Raw genomic sequence first — 17,162 nt, 5'->3', positions numbered from 1 at the left:
GCCGAACCTTCATACCGAGGCGCATGCGCCGTCACACAGCATCCCTAATGACTGGAGCCGGGCAGGAGGGACGATCACGTCATCACGGCCGGGCATGAGCTCGGTCGTCCCCTGTCATAGCTCTTTGACCAGACACGGTGGACTGACGATGACCGGCCTTCAGCTCAAGACCCTTCTCGTGACGGCGGCCAGCGCCCTCGCGCTCGCCGCCTGCGGCTCCGCCGAGGTGGCTTCGCCTGGCGAGGGCGATTTCGGCAACGGCGGCGGCGGCACGCCGACCACGCCGACGACGCCGACGCCCGGCACCCCCGCCGCCGACTGCCCCACCGGCCTGACCAACGTCGGCACCATCGCCAACGGCACTCTGCGCGTCTGCCAACTGCCGACCCAGGTTCTGGGCAACCTGACCCTGTCGGTTCGCGCAGGCACCATCTACGCGATCAGCGGCCGTACCGAAGTCGGCACCGACCGCGGCGTCGATCCGGCCTCGACCACGGGCACGCAGGGCATCCTGACGATCGATCCGGGCGTGAAGGTCTTCGCCTCCAACGGCGGCGACTATCTTCTGGTCAATCGCGGTTCGCAGATCTTCGCCGAAGGCACCGCCACCAACCCGATCGTTTTCACCAGCCGCCAGGACGTCGAGGGCACGACCACGCCGACCTCGCAAGGTCAGTGGGGCGGCATCGTTCTCGCGGGCCGCGCGCCTGCGGCTAACTGCCAACTGACCGCGCCGGTCACCTGCACCGGTCAGGTCGAGGGCACCAACGCCTTCTTCGGCGGCAACACCCCGGCCGACAACTCTGGCCGCCTGCGCTACATCCAGATCAAGTACTCCGGCTTCGAAATCGCGACCGGCAACGAGCTTCAGGCCCTGACCCTGGCCGGTGTCGGCTCGGGCACGACTCTGGACCACATCCAGTCGTACAACAGCTCGGACGACGGCATTGAAATCTTCGGCGGCAACGCCAACCTGAAGCATATCGTCATCAACGGCGCCGACGACGATGGTCTGGACACCGACACCGGCTGGCGCGGCGGCGCCCAGTTCGGCATCGTGACCCAGCGCGCCCCGAACTCGACCAGCCGTTCGGCCGGCTTCGAGTTCTCGTCCGCCCCGACCTCGACGCCTTACGCCTCGCGTTATCTGTCGCAGCCGAAGATCGCCAACTGGACCCTGGTCGGCCGGAACGCTCCGACTGACGCTCACACGGTCATGCACTTCGACACCGGCACCAACCCGAACCTGATCAATATCGTCGCCACCTCGACGACGGGCTCGGTCGCCGGCTGCTTCGACATCGCCGACGGCGACACCCAAACCAGCTTCGATAGCGGTTCGACGCCGTCGCTGCGTTCGATCTTCATGTCCTGCTCGGTTTCGTATCGTCCGGCCCACGTCGCCCGCTCGACGGCGGTCTTCACCAACGCCCGCAACACCAATGTGACGGCGCTGGGGACCTCGACCCTGACCGCTCCGGCCTCGGGCACGACCATCACGAACCAGAACCTGGCGTTCATCAACGGCGCCAATGAAAACGCCGTGACGGCGGTCGATCCGAAGACCGTCTACGGCTTCTTCGACAGCGTGACCTACATCGGCGCTGTGCGGAACGCTCAGGACACCTGGTGGCAGGGTTGGACCTGCGGCCTGACCTCCGGCTCGACCTGCTGACGATGACAGTTCCGGCGGCGACCATGAGGTCGCCGCCGGTTCTTCGCGTTTCCTGACCCCTTCAAGGCGCAGACCATGAATAGACTTACTCTGACCCTGAGCGGGGTCCTTCTCGCCACCAGTGCGCTGATCGCACCCGGCCTGGCGTTCGCCCAGACGGCCCCGACGACTTCCCCGACCGCGCAAACCCCGGCCGAACAGGTCGAGGAGCAGGCGACCGAAGTCGGCGAGATCGTCGTCCTGGGCCGTTATATTCCCGAACCCAACCGCGAGAGCTCCGAAGTCGCGGCCTTCCTGATGTCCGAGGATCTGGAGCGCACCGGCGACAGCAACGCCGCCGCCGCCCTGACCCGCGTCACCGGCCTGTCGATCGTCGAGGGCCGGTTCATCTACGTCCGCGGACTGGGCGAGCGTTATTCCTCGGCCATGCTGAACGGTTCGCCCCTGCCCAGCCCCGAGCCGCTGCAGCGCGTCGTGCCCCTGGACCTGTTCCCCTCCAGCATCCTGGACGGCGTGACGGTTCAGAAAACCTATTCGCCGAACTTCCCCGGCGAGTTCGGCGGCGGCGTGATCGATCTGCACACCATCGACGCCCCGAACGAACCCTTCTTCAACATGAAGCTGTCGCTGGGCGGAAACACCGAATCCACCGGCAAGGAAAACCTGATCTATTACGGGTCGCGCACCGACTTCACCGGCTTTGACGACGACACCCGCGAAGTGCCCGGCGCCATCGCCATCGCCTTCGACCAGGGCAAGCAGATCAACAGCGCCAACTTCACCGCCGACCAACTCCAGACCATGGGGCAGTCGCTGGTCAATGCGCCGCTGCGCCTGCTGCAACGCGAAAAGACGCCGATCGACGGTGGTGTGGAACTGGCGGGCGGCTTCTCGCAGGACACGGGTTTCGGCACCCTGGGCCTGATCGCCGTCGCCGGATACGACAACAGCTGGCGCGCCCGTGGCGGCGTCCAGGAAGAGGGCCAGTTCCAGGGCGAAGTCCTGGTGCCGGTTTCAACCTATGACGTCGACTCGAACCAGAACGACATTCGCCTGAACTTCCTCGGCGGTCTGTCGCTGTCGAACGCCGACCACGAGGTCAAATGGACCAACCTGTACGTCCGCAACACGACCAAGGAAGCCCGCTCGGTGGCCGGTCCGGACTTCGACGCCGGCGGCAGCGTCATCCGCAACGACTATACGGAATGGTTCGTGCGCCAGCTTTGGAGCAGCCAGCTGGCCGGCGAACATCAGTTCATGGATGGCGCGCTGGAGATCGACTGGCGCGCGGCCTATGCCAAGACGTCGCGGGACGCGCCCTATGAGTCGCGCTTCCAGTACGGCGTCAATGCGAACGGCGACTACATTCACAACGTTCAGGGCAATCTGATCTCGTTCAGCGAACTGGACGACGATATCGTCTCCGGCGGCGTGGACGTGGCCTACACCCTGCCGCTGTCCTCGGCGCGCGAAGCCGTCATCAGCGCCGGCGTCGCCACCCTCGACAACAACCGCGAAGCCAGCCGCCACGATCTGCAGTTCGAAGCCGTCAACGGCCTGACCGATAGCCAGCGCCTGTCGCGCATCGACTATCTGTTCTCGGACTACAATATCAATCCGACGACGCTGCAGCTGCGTGAAATCGCCGGCAGCAACGGCGCCAGCGCCTATGACGCCGAGCTGAAGGTCAACGCCGCCTACGCCATGGTCGATGCGGAAATCATCCCGCTGGTCCGCACCACGGTCGGCGTCCGCTTCGAAGACGGTCAGCAGAGCGTCACGCCGCGCGACGTGTTCGGCGGAACCTCGACCTACGAGGCCACCGAGATCGAAGAACAGTATTGGCTGCCTTCGCTGACCGCGACCTGGAACTTCGCCGAGGATCAGCAACTGCGCTTCGGCGTGTCGCAGACGATCGGCCGTCCGCAGTTCCGCGAACTGGCGCCCCAGGCCTATACCGATCCGGAAAGCGACCGCATCTTCATCGGCAACCCCTATCTGGTGGACACCGAACTGCTGAACCTGGACGCGCGGTACGAATGGTACTTCGCCCGCCAGCAGTTCATCACCGCCGGCGTCTTCTACAAGGACATGGACAAGCCGGTTGAATCCGTCATCGTCGAAGTGGGCAACCAGCGCCAGCAGTCGTATCTGAACGCGCCCAAGGCGACCATCATGGGCGCCGAGGTCGAGGTGAAGAAGTACTTCGAGTTCCCCGACCAGACCATGAGCTTCATCGCCAACAAGCGTTGGCTGGTGCAGGCCAACTACACCTACTCGGACTCCGAGGTTAAGGTGGGCGAGGGCGACACCGTCCTGACCCTGGGTGGGGCAGGTGCGCCGGAACAGGCGTCCTTCTTCATTCAGGACGGCAGCCGTCTGCAAGGCCAGTCGGACCATGTCGCCAACCTGCAACTGGGTTGGGAAGACGATACGGCCCGCTCGCAGGCGACGATCATCGTCAACTATGTCAGCGACCGGATCACCGCCCGCGGCGCTGGCACCGGCGCGAGCCGCGAGCCTGACTTCATCCAGGAGCCCGGCGTGTTCCTGGACTTCGTCTATCGCAAGGACTTCACCGTCATGGCCCGCGACATGGGCTTCGCCCTGGAACTGCGGAACCTGCTGGGAACCGAGTTCGACGAATACCAAGAACTGGGCAACAAGATCCGGGTCAACAACTACGACCTGGGCCAGAGCGCCTCGGTCAGCCTGACCGCCCGCTTCTGATCTTGAAAAACAACTGACGCGTTTGCGACCGGGAGGCCTTGGCCTTCCGGTCGTTTTCGTTCTTGAATGATCCGTATAGATCGCATCTGTCACCAGATGTTCTTCGTGTCTTCACACTTCGGTGCGGCCCGCATACGGACGATTAGTCTAGATCGCGGGATGGCCGTCGGGGTCGGAACAGGCATGGCGTCGTGATCGCGGCTATCCGTAGTTTTAACGTCTCTTCGGTGACCGACCGTATGCGTCGTCTGCCGCTGCGTCGCATCGTCGAGGTCGTGCTGATCCTGCTGCTGCTGGTTCAGACGGGGCGGCTTGTCTGGCTGTTCGCAGGACCTCAGCCGAAGCCCGAACCGGCCGGCGCCACGGCCCCGGCGGGGCCGGTGGACATGAGTATTCTGTCGCGTTTCGACGCCTTCTTCCGCACAGGCGGGCAGGGCGCCCTGGCCGGCGCCTCGGGCGCGGACGCCAGCCAGATGCGGCTGTTCGGCGTGCGCGCGGGCGGCGTCGGCGGCGGATCGGCCATCATCGGTCTTGCGGACGGGCGTCAACTGTCTGTCGGCGTCGGCGAGGAGGTCGAGCCCGGCCTGGTCTTGCAGGCGGTGGGGGCGGATTTCGTCACCCTGGCGCGGGGCCAGTCCCTGAGCCGTCTGGAATTCGCCGACACGCCCGCCGGGGCCGCTGCGCCGCCCCCGCCGCCGTCGACGCCCCAGGTCGTGGCCCCGCCGACCGCCGCGCCCGCCTCGTCTCAGGGCGCGATCGTCGATCCTCAAAGGCTGATGGCCCAGGCCGCGCTGCGGCCCCGGATCCAGGGGCTGGGCGTCAACGGCTTCACCGTCTCGTCAGCCGGCAATGCGTCCGAGCTGCTCAGCGCCGGGCTCCAGTCGGGCGACGTCATCCTGTCCGTCAATGGCGTGGCGCTGAACAGCCCCCAGGCCATCGGCGCCCTGCGCGGCCAGCTGGCCAGCGCCCCGTCCGCCGACATCCAATATGAGCGCGCGGGCGAGACGCGCACCACCACCATAAGGACGCGTCCATGACCGCCTCTCTGCGCAATCGCCTGAAGCGTTCCGGCGTCGGCGCCCTCGCCGCCGTCCTGGCCCTGCAGGCCCCTCTGGCCGCCGCGCCCGTCATGGCCCAGGAGGCGCGCCAGACCCTGAACGTCCAGGGCGCCGACATCCGCGCCTTCATCCAGGACGTGGCCCGCACCACCGGCCGCACCTTCATCGTCGATCCGGCCGTGACAGGAACGGTGACGGTGACCAGCGATCGGCCGCTGGGCCGCGCCCAGATGTTCGAGGTCTTCCTGTCCACCCTGCGGGCCAACGGCCTGGTCGTCACCCCGACCCAGTCGGGCGCCTATCGGATCAGCCCGGCCCAGGGCGCGGCCCAGGGGCCGTCGACGGTCGGGGCCGAACGTTTCTCGACCGAGGTGTTCCAGCTGCGCAACATCGACGCAGCCTCGGCCGCCGAGACGATCCGGCCGCTGGTCGGGGCCCAGGGCCAGGTCCTGGCCAATCCCGGCGCCAACAGCGTGGTTGTCGCCGATTTCGCCGACAATCTGGCCCGTATCCGTTCGCTGATCGGCCGGATCGACGTGGACCGGTCCAGCTATGAGGTGGTGGCGCTGGAAAACGCCTCGGCGCGCGAGATCGCCGGGGTGTTGCAGCAGGTGATGGCGGCGCCGAGCGGCGGCGGGCAGGGGATGGTCACCGTCACGGCGGTGGAAAGCTCGAACTCCATCGTCCTGCGCGGCGACGGCCAGGCCCTGGCCCGCGTGCGCGGCCTGATCCATGACCTGGACGGCCGCTCGCGCGCCAGCCAGGACGTGAACGTCGTCTTCCTGGAACACGCCAACGCCGAGCAGCTTCTGCCGGTGCTGCAGCAGGTGGTGGGCCAGCCGGTCACGGCCTCGACGGGCGCGAGCCAGGGCTTGCGCACCGCCCCGACCGGATCGACGAACGGCGCGTCGAGCGGCCTGTCGCGCGCCGCCTCCAGCCTGGGCGGAGCGGACGCGGACCGCGGCGCCATCGGTTCGTCCACTGTCACCGCGACCGGACAGCGCGCCACCATCGCCCGCTTCCCCGGCGCCAACGCCCTGGTCATCGCCGGGCCGGCCGACATGCAGCGGACCCTGGCCGACGTCATTCGGCGGCTGGACGTGCGCCGCCAGCAGGTGCTGATCGAGGCCATCGTGGTCGAGCTGAGCGACAACGCAGTGCGCGAGCTGGGCGTCCAGTGGCTGTACGGCGGCGAGAACGGCGTCGGTCTGACCAACTACACCGCCAACGCCACCCCGCTGGTGAACATGGCCGGCGGCGCCTATGCCGGGCAGCTGGACAAGGACGATCCGCTGCGGGAACAGCTGCAGACCCTGGCCCTGAACAGTCTGGTGGGCGCCAACGGCTTTATCGGCGGCGCCGGGGTCGAGGTCGGCGACGGCCTGTTCGGCTTCATCATCAATGCGGCCAAGACCGACAAGGGCTCCAACCTGCTCCAGACCCCGTCGATCATGACGCTGGACAACGAAGAGGCGACCTTCCTGGTCGGGCAGGAGGTGCCGATCACGACCGGCCAGACCCTGCTGGACGGCAATTCCAACCCCTTCACCACGACCGACCGCAAGGACATCGGCGTGCGGCTGACGGTCAAGCCGCAGATCAACGCCGGCGGCTCCATCACCCTGACGCTGCGCCAGGAGGTGTCGGCGATCAACGGCGGGCTGACCCGTGGCGCGACGGACCTGGTGCTGGACAAGCGCGAGCTGCAGACGACCCTGGTGGTCGATGACGGCGACATCGCGGTCGCCGGCGGCCTGCTGGACCAGAACGACATCATCTCGACCGACAAGATCCCCGGCCTGGGCGACCTGCCGGGCGTCGGCGCCCTGTTCCGGTCGAACAGCCGTCAGCGCGGGCGGACCAATCTGATGGTCTTCCTGCGTCCCACCATCGTCCGCACCCGCGAGGAGGCTCAAGGCCTGGCCGCCGATCGCTGGGGCTATATGCGCGACCAGCAGCAGGCGGTGCAGCCGGATCGCGAGCCCAGCCTGGACGCCCTGGTGCGGGACTATATGCGGACCCAGGCGCCGGCCGCCCCGGCGACGGGCCAGCCGATGGTGATCGCCCCGACTGGAGTGAGCGCCCCCGTCGCCCCGGTCGAGGCCGCGCCCCTGCCGCCGACCGGAAACTGATCCCATGATCACCCTGGTCAGCCCCAGCCTGCCCTATGGATTCGCCAAACGACACGGCGTCCTGCTGCTGGACGCCGGCGAGGTGGCGCGGGTGGGTCTGCGCGAGGGGGCGGATCCCAAGGCCCTGATTGAGGCGCGGCGCGTCCTGGGGCGCCCCCTCGCGGTCGAGGCCCTGAGCCAGGCGGCCTTCGACCGCCAACTGTCCGAGGTCTATGCCGGCGACCATCTGGCGGCGACCGACGGCGACGATCTGGACATGCCGGCCGGGCTGGACAGTCTGATCGACGACATCCCGGCGGCGGCCGATCTGCTGGATACGGCCGACGATGCGCCGGTGATCCGGCTGATCAACGGGATCATCGCCGAGGCGGTGCGGACCGGCGCGTCCGACATCCACCTGGAGACCTATGAGAGCGCCCTGCTGGTGCGAATGCGGATCGACGGTGTGCTGCGCGAGGCCCTGAGCCTGAACCCGCGCATCGCCCCGCTGCTGGTGTCGCGCATCAAGGTCATGGCGCGGCTCGACATCGCCGAGAAGCGCGTGCCGCAGGACGGGCGCATCCCCCTGGCCCTGGGCGGCAAGACGCTGGACGTGCGGGTCTCGACCCTGCCGTCGCGCGGCGGCGAGCGGGTGGTGATGCGGATTCTGGACAAGGATCAGGCGGGCCTGACCCTGGACCGTCTGGGCATGGCGCCCGACGCCCTGGCCGCCTTCCGCGCCGCCCTGGCCGAGCCGAACGGCATCATCCTGGTCACCGGGCCGACGGGCTCGGGAAAGACCACCAGCCTGTACGCCGGCCTGGCCCTGCTGAACGACCAGACGCGCAACATCCTGACGGTCGAGGATCCGGTCGAATACGCCATCGACGGCGTCGGCCAGACCCAGGTCAACACCAAGGTCGGCATGACCTTCGCGGCGGGCCTGCGCGCCATCCTGCGCCAGGACCCGGACGTGGTCATGGTGGGCGAGATCCGCGACGTGGAGACGGCGGGGGTCGCGGTCCAGGCCGCCCTGACCGGCCACCTTGTGCTGTCCACCGTCCACACCAATGACGCGGCGGGGGCGGTGACGCGGCTGCGCGACATGGGGGTGGAGCCCTTCCTGCTGGCCTCGACCCTGCGGCTGATCGTGGCCCAGCGGCTGGTGCGGCGCCTGTGCGACCATTGCCGCACGCCCGAGATCGCCGACAAGAAGACGGCGAAACTGGTCGGCGCCAAGGCGGGTGTGCAGGTCTGGCGCCCGCACGGCTGCGCCCATTGCGGCAATACCGGCTATGTCGGTCGGATCGGCCTGTACGAGGTGCTGAAGATCGACGACCGCGTGCGGCGTCTGATCGCGGCCGAGGCGGACGAGGACGCCGTGGTCGCCGCCGCCTTCGCCGGAGGCGGAACCCTGACGGAACGCGCCCGCGCCCTGGTGCTGGACGGCGTGACCTCGGTCGAGGAGGCGGTGCGCGTCGCCCGCCAGGAGACGGCGACCGATCCGGCGGAGGCGGCCTGATGGCGGCCTTCGACTATGTGGCCGTCGATGCGGCGGGGCGGACGGTTTCCGGCGCCGTCACCGCTTCGGACGAGGCGGCGGCGCGCGGCTGGCTGACCAAGCGCCGGCTGATGCCGCTGGAGCTGACGCCGGCCCGGATCGCGGCGCGTGCCGAGCGGACGAGCGGCGCCGGCCGGGGCGACCGCCTGAACGCCAAGACCCTGGCCCTGACGACGCGCCAGCTGGCGACGCTGATTTCGGTCTCGCCGATCGAAGAGGCCCTGCGCACCCTGGCGCTTCAGGCCGATCGGCCGGTGGTGCGGCGGGTGCTGGAAGGCGTGCATGCAGGGGTCATGGAGGGGCGTCGCCTGTCCGACGCCATGGCCTTGCAGGGCCAGGCCTTCCCGCCCCTGTACCGGGCCATGGTTTCGGCCGGGGAACAGTCGGGCGCGCTTCAGCCGATCCTGGAACGTCTGGCCGACGGGCTGGAGCGGGATCAGCAGGTGCGCGGCAAGGTGATCACCGCCGTGGTCTATCCCAGCGTCCTGGCCGTGGTCGCTCTGGGCGTGATCGCCATTCTGATGACCTTCGTCGTGCCCAAGGTGGTCGATCAGTTCGAGAGCATGAACCAGACCCTGCCGCTGCTGACGCGGCTGGTGATCGGCGTGTCGGATCTGATGCGGAACTGGGGCTGGCTGTTCCTGCTGCTGCTGGCCGGGCTGATCGTCGCGGGCGTGGTCGCGCGACGCCGACCCGAAATCCGCCTGCGGATCGACCAGACGATGCTGAGGCTGCCGGTCATCGGCCGTCTGACGCGGGACCTGCATGGGGCCAGGATGGCGCGCACCCTGTCGACCATGATCGCCGCGGGCCTGCCGGTGCTGGAGGGCCTGACCATCACCGCCCGCACCGTGTCCAACATGGCCCTGCGTCAGGCGACGGAATCCATGGGCGAGGCGGTGCGCGAGGGCGGGGGCCTGTCGGCGGCCATGCGCCGCGCCGACGTCTTTCCCCCGCTGCTGGTCTATATGACCGCCTCGGGCGAGAGCAGCGGACGGCTGGAGCCGATGCTGGAACGGGCCGCCGACTATCTGGAACGTGAGTTCGCGACCTTCACCGCCGTGATGCTGAGCCTGCTGGAGCCGGCCATCATCGTGGTCATGGGCGGGGTGGTCGCGATGATCGTCCTGTCGATCCTGCTGCCCATACTTCAGATCAACACCCTGGCGATGGGGTGAGGAGAGTTTAGTGATGACGTCAGAAAATCAGAACAAGCGTAAGAAGCGTCAGGGTTTCACCCTGGTCGAACTGATGGTGGTCATCGTCATCATCGGCCTGCTGGCGACCGTGGTGGCGCTGAATGTCCTGCCCAGCCAGGACCGGGCCATGGTCGGCAAGGCCAAGGCGGACATCTCGGTTCTGGAGCAGGCGATCGAGACCTATCGCCTGGACAATCTGAACTTCCCCACCGACCAGCAGGGGCTCGAGGCCCTGGTGTCCGCGCCGGCCGGCCTGGCCCAGCCGGAACGCTATCGCCAGGGCGGCTATGTGCGTCGCCTGCCCGAAGATCCGTGGGGCAACCCCTACCGCTATCGTCGCCAGAGCGCGCACGGCCAGCAGTTCGACGTCTTCTCCCTGGGGGCGGACGGCAAGGAAGGGGGCGAGGGCAATGACGCGGACCTCGGCAACTGGCAGGGCTAGGCTTCAGCGTCGCCGTTCTGGATTCACCCTGGTCGAGCTGATGGTCACGGTGGCCGTCATCGGATTGGCGGCCGGGGCGGTCGCCCTGTCCTTGCCCGATCCCCGCCCGGCCGTGGGTCTGGAGGCGGAGCAGTTCGCCGCCCGGCTCTCGCGCGCCCGCGAGGAGGCGATCCTGACCAATCGGCCGGTGGCGGCGGATGCGGACACGGCCGGCTATGGTTTTTCCAGTTTCGACGGCGCCGTCTGGACGCCGCTGAACGGCGTCTTCATCGCCCGCACCTGGGGCGAGGGCGTCGCGGCGCCGGCGGACCCTGTGCGCATCGTCTTCGATCCCACCGGCGTGGCTGACCCCGCCCGGGTCCGCCTGACCCGCGACAACCAGTCCCGCACCGTCACGGTCGACGGCGCGGGCGAGGTGTCGATCCATGATTGATTCCGCCTCAGCAGCGCGTGGTCGTCCGGCCGGCGGCAGGGCTCGACACGCCCGCGCCGGGTTTACGCTGATCGAAATGCTGGTGGCCCTGGCGGTGTTCACCCTGGCGGCCATGGCCCTGTTGAACCTGTCCGGCGAGAGCACCCGTTCCGCCGTGCGCGTCGAGGCGCGCACCCTGGGCGGTCTGGTGGCCGAGAATGTCGCGGCCGACGCCATGATCGCGCCCAGCCTGCCGGTGGGCGAAGTCAGCGGCGAAACCCAGATGGCCGGCCGCGTCTGGCGCTGGCGTCGCGTCGTCACCGGGACCGAAGTCCCCGGCATGGGTCGGATTGACGTGCGGGTCTTCACCGACGAGGGCCAGGTGGCCGACCGCGTCCTGTTCCGGGCGGCCGGGGCATGAGGGCGCCGCGCACGAAGTCACGGGAGGGGCGGGCGGGGTTCACCCTGGTCGAGGTCCTGGTCTCGCTGGCCATCTTCGCCCTGCTGGCCGGGGCCGGCGCCCTGGTGCTGAGCCAGACCATCGACGCCAAATTCGCCATCCGCGCCGAGACCGACCGCATCGGCGATCTGCAACGGACGCGCGCCCTGCTGAAGGCCGATCTGGCCCAGGCGTCGCCGCGTCGCACGCGCGGCCCGACCGGCCGGCCCCTGCCGCGCGCCCTGATGGGGCAGGAGACGCCCGGCGATCCCATTCTGGTCCTGGTTCGCAACGGGTGGTCCAATCCGGACGCGGCGCCGCGCCCGTCGCTGCAAAGGGTCGAATACCGGGTGGTCGAGGGGCGGCTGGAGCGGCGCGTCTCTCCCTATCTGGACGGCGCCCGCGCGGGGCCGCCCCAGGTGTTGTACCGCGGGGTCAAGGACGCGACCGTCACCTTCATCCAGAATGGGTCGGAGGCGCCGGCCTTCATCTCGACCAGCGACCGGCCGCTGCCGGACGCGGTGCGGATCGTCATGACCCTGGACGGTTTCGGCCGCCTGGATCAACTGTTCCTGGTCGCCGCCGCATGAGACGGCTGCGGGGATCGCGCGAGGGCATGGCCCTGCTGACGGTGTTGCTGCTGGTGGCGGTGATGGCGGTCGTGGCGGTCGCCATTCTGGACGACGTGCGCTTCTCGGTGCGCCGCACCACCAACGCCGAGACCCAGGCCCAGGCCCAGTGGTACGCCGCCGGCGCCGAAAGCCTGGCGCGGCGCCAGATCGCCGACCTGGTCAAGATCGATCCCGCCCGCACCCCGCTGGAGCCGCGCTGGAACGGCCGGGTGCTGGAGTTTCCGGTGGAGGAGGGCGCGATCCGCGCCGTCGTCACGGACGGCCAGGCCTGTTTCAACCTGAACAGCCTGGTCTTCGGCCAGAACGAGGACCTGTTTCCCCGCCCCGAAGCCATGACACAGTTCGTCGCCCTGGGCGCCGCCCTCGGCCTGTCGCGCGCCCGGATGGCCGCTGCGGCCGCCGCCCTGACCGACTGGATGGACAATGACGCCGAGGCTTCACCCGGCGGGGCCGAGGATGCCCGTTACGCCGGCCTGTCCACGCCGTATCGCACCGGCGGCGTCATCCTGGCGGACGTCAGCGAGATGCGGGCGGTCGCCAATATGGACGACGCCCTGTATCGGCGGCTGCGCCCCTATGTCTGCGCCCTGCCGGCGACCACCCAGACGACGCTGAACATCAACACCCTGAGCCCGGCCGAGGCGCCCCTTCTGGTCATGCTGACGCGCGGCGCCCTGGGGCTTCAGGGCGCGCGCGCCGCCATCGCCGCCCGCCCGGCGCTGGGCTGGTCCAGCGTCGACGCCTTCTGGAGCCAGCCGGCGCTCAAGGGTTTCACGCCCGATGATGAGACGCGCGGGAGAGTCTCACTGTCGACGCGCTATTTCGATCTTCGGGTCGATATCGACTATGGCGGCGCCCACGCCGTCCGCACCGCCCTGATTCACGCCGCGCCGGACGGCGGCGTGCGTACTGTCATTCGCCGCTGGACCCCTGAAGAATGAGCCAGACCCGTATCGTCATCATCCCCCCGGCGGCCTCGATGCCGGCGCCCTTCCTGACGTTCGACGCCGGGGGACGCGTGCTCCAACGCGGCTCCCTGCTGCTGGAAGACTCGGCCCCGACGCTCGATGTCCGCACGGTGGCCGTCGCTCCCGGCGCCGATGTCCTGGTGCGTTGGCTGGACCTGCCGGTCGGCGGGACGGCCCAGGTGCGGGCGGCGGCGCGCTGGGCCTTGAAGGACGATCTGGCCGGCGATCCCGAGCGCACGGTCGTGGCCCTGGGGCCGGTCGCGGGCGAGGGGCCGCGTCTGGTCGCCGCCGTGGGCGCGGGTCTGCTGGAGGCGTGGATCGACTATCTCGCCGCTCTGGGCGTGACCCCTGTCGCCATAGTGCCCGACTGTCTGATCCTGCCGGCGCCGGCCGACGACGCTCTGAGCGCCGCCGTCTTCGGGGCCGACATGGGGCTGCGCAGCGCGCATTTTGCGGCCACGGTCCAGTCCGATCTGGTCGAGGCGGTGGCGGGCGGGCGCCCCCTGATCCGCATGGACGATCCCGAGACGCTGGAGCGGCTGCTGGCGGCCGCAGCGGCGGCGCCGGCCGTCGATCTGTTGTCGGGCCTGGAGCGCAAACGCGAGGTTCGGGCGGGCGGCTGGCGGCTGGCGGCCGGTTTGGCGGCGGCTCTGGTGGTGTCGCCCCTGATCCTGACCCTCGCCGCCGGCGCGCGCGATCAGGTCGCCGCCGACCGGGCCGAACGCCGGACCCTGGCCCTGATCACCGAAACCCTGCCCGACGCCGCCCGCGCCAGCGATCCGATGGAGGCGGCGCGTCGCCAGATCGCCGTGGCCCCGCCGCCGGGCGGACTGGCCTCGGTCAGCGCCGCCCTGTTCGCCGCCGTGGAACAGGTCGAGGGCGCGGAGCTGGACAGTCTGAGCGCCGATCCCGGCCAGGGGGTGCGTGCGACCGTCAGCTATCCGGCCTTTTCGGATCTGGAGACCTTGCGGACCGCCCTGGCCGCCTCGGGCCTGGCCATGTCCGACGCCTCGACCGTCGAGGACGGCGGGCGGGTGGTCAGTGAAATCATCGTGGGAGGCGCCGCATGAACGGCCTGATGTCTCAAGCCGCCGCCTGGTGGGACGGTCGCACCCTGCGCGAGCAGCGGATGCTGGCGGTGATGGGGCTTGCGATCGCCGCCGTTCTGGTCTGGCTGCTGATCGTTCGTCCGGCCTGGGCCTGGCGGGCCGATGCGGCCGAGGCGCGGGCTGTGGCCGAGGCCGATCTGGCCCTGGTTCAGACGGCGACGGGTCGCATGGTGCGGACAGACGCCGCGAGCAGCGACGTCGATGTCTCTGCGGTGGTCGCCGAGGTCGGTTCGATCACCGGGGTGACGCCGGTCATGGGCATGTCGCCGGACGGCGGCCTGGGCTTCAGCCTGACCAATGTCTCCAGCGCGGCGGCCTTCGGCTGGCTGGCGGCCCTGCATGACCGCAAGGTCGAGGCCACGACGCTGAACGTCGTCGAAAACGCCGATGCGACGATCAGCGTCGAGGGCGCGCTGGCGCCCTCGACCTGAAGCCGGATCAGGGCCGGGCGGCGCGCAGGGTCTGGAGTTCGCGCTGGGCCTGGATGAAATCCGCCTGGAAGTCAGGGTCGGCCTTCAGGCTGGCCACCAGGGCGGCGCCGACGACCCGGCCGGCCTCGACGTCGCTGGGGTAGTGGACGCCGCAGATGACCCGGCTGTCGCCATAGGCCAGGCCGCGCGCCAGGATCTCGTCGGCCTTGTCCGGCGCCATTTCCGACAGGACCAGGGCCCAGGCCCAGCCCAGGGCGGCGTGGCCCGACGGATAGGAGCCGCTGGCCGTCAGCCAGGGCTGGGGCGCGATACAGGTGGCCGCCGGTTCGGCGACGAAAGGCCGGGGGCGGCGGGCGCCCTTCTTGACCGGGGTCTGGATCGTTTCCAGGTCGCCCAGCATCCGGCCCAGCAGACGGGTCAGGGTCGGCACGCGCTCGGGGTCGAAGGTCACGCCCAGGGCCGGGGCGAAGACACGCGGGGCCGAGGGGGTCTCGATCTCATTGTCCGCCTGGGCCATGGCCCAGCGCGCACTGCCCTCGAGAGCGCGGGTCGAGCGATAGGTCTCGATATCGGCCTGTTCACGCAGGGATCCGGCGGCGGGCGGCGGCGGCAGGAACCGGGCGGCGTTGGGCGCTGCATCAGCGGACAGATAACCGTGGGGATGATCCTGGAACCCGGTCCAGAACACCGGCGCCGTGTCCGGTGTCGCGGCGCAGCCGCTCAGGGCCAGACACAGGACCGCCAGGCCGCGACCGGCCGAGGAAAGAAGGGGCATTTAGACTACGCTTATCAGACTGTGGGGAAATCAGGCGGCGACGGCGCCGGGACGGCCGTCCTCGACCACCCAGCTGTTCAGGGTCGAGACCGTAGCCTTGGGATCGCGCACGTCGGAGATGGCGCGATAACGGGTGTTCATCCGGTCGCGGTCCATGTCGATGGACATATAGCCCCGCACCCGGCTGTCGAAGAATTTGATCTGCGGGTTATTCGGCATATTCGCCATCAGGGCGTCATAGGGCGGGCCGGACGACGAGATCGAGGTGCCGACGAATTCGGTCGCCACCGTCGCGGATGACGGATCGGCGCTGACCCGCTTGACGTCATTGGTCCAGAACGAGTGGTAGTCGCCGCTCAGCACCACCGGATTGCGGGGCTTCAGCGTCGCCAGGGCGTCGGTCATCCGGTCGCGGGCGACGGGATAGCCGTCCCAGGTGTCGGTCCAGTAGCGGGTCTCGGCGTCGCCGTTCCCGAACCTCAGCCCCGCCATCACCAGATCCTGACCCAGGATGTTCCAGCGCGCCTGGGACCGGGCCAGGCCGTCGTACAGCCAGCGTTCCTGCTCGAAGCCCAGGAAGGTGCGGGCCGGGTCCAGCCGGTCGGGGCAGGCGGCGTCGGTGACCACCTGGCCCTTGCCGCCGTTGACGCCGTCGGCGCAGGCCTGTTTCGAGCGGTACTGCCGGCCGTCCAGCATGAAGAACTGGGCCAGCCGGCCATAGCGGAAGCCGCGATAGATCGGCATCTGCAGCCGGGCGTCCAGCCGCGTGCGGCGAATGGGCATGGCCTCGTAGAAGGCCTTGTAGCCGGCGGCGCGGCGCAGCAGGAAATCATTGGGCATGACGCCGGGTGTCTTGGACCAGACGCCGGAATAGTCGTCCTGAATCTCGTGGTCGTCCCACACCGCCAGACAGGGGGCGACGGCGTGCAGTCGTTGCAGGTCCGCGTCCGTCCGGTGCAGGGCGTACCGGTTGCGATAGCCCGCCAGGGTCGTCGCCTCTTCCAGTCCGTAGGGCCGCACCACATTGGCCGCCTGTGCGCCGGTGCGGGTGTATTCGTAGATATAGTCGCCCAGGAACAGGGTCAGGTCCGGCGCCTCGTCGGCCATATGGCCATAGGCGCTGAAATAGCCCGACTCCCAGTTCGAGCAGGAGGCGACGGCCAGACGTAGGCGGTCGACGTCGGCGTTCGGGGCGGGGGCGGTGCGGGTGCGGCCGACGGGGCTCTGCTGACCCTGGGCGGTGAACCTGTACCAATAGGGGCGGTCGGGGCGCAGACCATCGACCTCGATGTGCAGGCTGTGGGCGTCGGTGCGATCCGCCACGGCCTCGCCCGAGGCGACGATGCGGTTGAAGGCCTCGTCCGCCGCCACGTCCCAACGCACGGCGACCGGGCCGCCCATGCCGCCCAGGCCGTCCGGCGCCACCGGATCGACCGCCAGCCGCGTCCACAGGACGAAACCATCGGGGGCCGGATCGCCGCTGGCGACGCCCAGCGGGAAGACATAGGCCCCGCCCGCCTGGGCCTGAGCCCGGCCGAACCGCAAGACCAGGGGCGCGGCGACGAAGCCGCCGAGCAGAAGGCGGCGGTTCATCGGGGGGGCGGACTTCAGCAGCATGGG

General features: G+C 69.3%; 15 protein-coding genes. 13 read left to right on the top strand and 2 right to left on the bottom strand.

Going from position 1 to position 17,162, the window contains the following annotated elements:
- Window positions 1-148: 148 nt before the first annotated feature.
- The 13 genes from AC07NC_RS06540 to AC07NC_RS06480 all read left to right on the top strand — a co-directional run bounded on the left by AC07NC_RS06540 (window position 149) and on the right by AC07NC_RS06480 (window position 14,767).
- Complete coding sequence (locus AC07NC_RS06540; protein WP_494568997.1) at window positions 149-1,675, top strand: beta-helix domain-containing protein; 1,527 nt, start codon at window positions 149-151, stop codon at window positions 1,673-1,675.
- A 75-nt stretch (window positions 1,676-1,750) separates the two neighbouring features.
- A complete protein-coding gene (locus AC07NC_RS06535) occupies window positions 1,751-4,405 on the top strand; it encodes a TonB-dependent receptor domain-containing protein (protein WP_494568996.1) in 2,655 nt (884 codons plus the stop codon).
- A gap of 239 nt (window positions 4,406-4,644) precedes the next feature.
- Window positions 4,645-5,442, top strand: a complete 798-nt coding sequence (locus AC07NC_RS06530) for a type II secretion system protein N (RefSeq protein WP_494568995.1) — start codon at window positions 4,645-4,647, stop codon at window positions 5,440-5,442.
- On the top strand, window positions 5,439-7,595 hold the full coding sequence (gene gspD / locus AC07NC_RS06525; protein WP_494568994.1) for a type II secretion system secretin GspD: 2,157 nt from the start codon (window positions 5,439-5,441) through the stop codon (window positions 7,593-7,595). The genes AC07NC_RS06530 and gspD overlap by 4 nt, the downstream gene beginning before the upstream one ends.
- 4 nt (window positions 7,596-7,599) lie before the next feature.
- Window positions 7,600-9,096: a type II secretion system ATPase GspE gene (gspE, locus tag AC07NC_RS06520; RefSeq protein WP_494568993.1), complete on the top strand. Its 1,497-nt coding sequence runs from the start codon at window positions 7,600-7,602 to the stop codon at window positions 9,094-9,096.
- Entirely contained in the window at window positions 9,096-10,313 is a 1,218-nt protein-coding gene (gspF, locus tag AC07NC_RS06515) for a type II secretion system inner membrane protein GspF (RefSeq protein ID WP_494568992.1), read from the top strand. The genes gspE and gspF overlap by 1 nt, the downstream gene beginning before the upstream one ends.
- Before the next feature lie 13 nt (window positions 10,314-10,326).
- Window positions 10,327-10,776, top strand: coding sequence for a type II secretion system major pseudopilin GspG (gspG, locus tag AC07NC_RS06510; RefSeq protein WP_008263479.1), 450 nt, complete (start codon window positions 10,327-10,329; stop codon window positions 10,774-10,776).
- Entirely contained in the window at window positions 10,745-11,209 is a 465-nt protein-coding gene (locus tag AC07NC_RS06505; RefSeq protein ID WP_494568991.1) for a GspH/FimT family pseudopilin, read from the top strand. Before gspG ends, AC07NC_RS06505 begins: the two co-directional genes overlap by 32 nt.
- A complete protein-coding gene (gene gspI, locus AC07NC_RS06500) occupies window positions 11,202-11,609 on the top strand; it encodes a type II secretion system minor pseudopilin GspI (protein ID WP_494568990.1) in 408 nt (135 codons plus the stop codon). The genes AC07NC_RS06505 and gspI overlap by 8 nt, the downstream gene beginning before the upstream one ends.
- Window positions 11,606-12,217: a type II secretion system minor pseudopilin GspJ gene (gspJ, locus tag AC07NC_RS06495; RefSeq protein ID WP_291755183.1), complete on the top strand. Its 612-nt coding sequence runs from the start codon at window positions 11,606-11,608 to the stop codon at window positions 12,215-12,217. Before gspI ends, gspJ begins: the two co-directional genes overlap by 4 nt.
- The gene (gene gspK, locus AC07NC_RS06490; protein ID WP_494568989.1) at window positions 12,214-13,200 is read left to right on the top strand and encodes a type II secretion system minor pseudopilin GspK; all 987 of its coding nucleotides are present in this window, start codon (window positions 12,214-12,216) and stop codon (window positions 13,198-13,200) included. The genes gspJ and gspK overlap by 4 nt, the downstream gene beginning before the upstream one ends.
- Window positions 13,197-14,297: a type II secretion system protein GspL gene (gspL, locus tag AC07NC_RS06485; protein ID WP_494568988.1), complete on the top strand. Its 1,101-nt coding sequence runs from the start codon at window positions 13,197-13,199 to the stop codon at window positions 14,295-14,297. The genes gspK and gspL overlap by 4 nt, the downstream gene beginning before the upstream one ends.
- Entirely contained in the window at window positions 14,294-14,767 is a 474-nt protein-coding gene (locus AC07NC_RS06480; protein ID WP_494568987.1) for a type II secretion system protein M, read from the top strand. Before gspL ends, AC07NC_RS06480 begins: the two co-directional genes overlap by 4 nt.
- Window positions 14,768-14,774: 7 nt before the next feature.
- On the opposite strand, the gene AC07NC_RS06475 is transcribed toward AC07NC_RS06480, so the two are convergent.
- Window positions 14,775-15,542 carry an acid phosphatase gene (locus tag AC07NC_RS06475; RefSeq protein WP_494568986.1) on the bottom strand — a complete coding sequence of 256 codons (768 nt, stop codon included), beginning with the start codon at window positions 15,540-15,542 and terminating at the stop codon, window positions 14,775-14,777.
- Window positions 15,543-15,572: 30 nt separating this feature from the next.
- The gene (locus AC07NC_RS06470; RefSeq protein ID WP_494568985.1) at window positions 15,573-17,159 is read right to left on the bottom strand and encodes an alkaline phosphatase D family protein; all 1,587 of its coding nucleotides are present in this window, start codon (window positions 17,157-17,159) and stop codon (window positions 15,573-15,575) included.
- Between the last annotated feature and the right edge of the window lie 3 nt (window positions 17,160-17,162).

Source organism: Brevundimonas sp. GW821-FHT10A07, from assembly GCF_059415785.1.
This window is presented reverse-complemented; position numbering and strand designations above follow the sequence as displayed.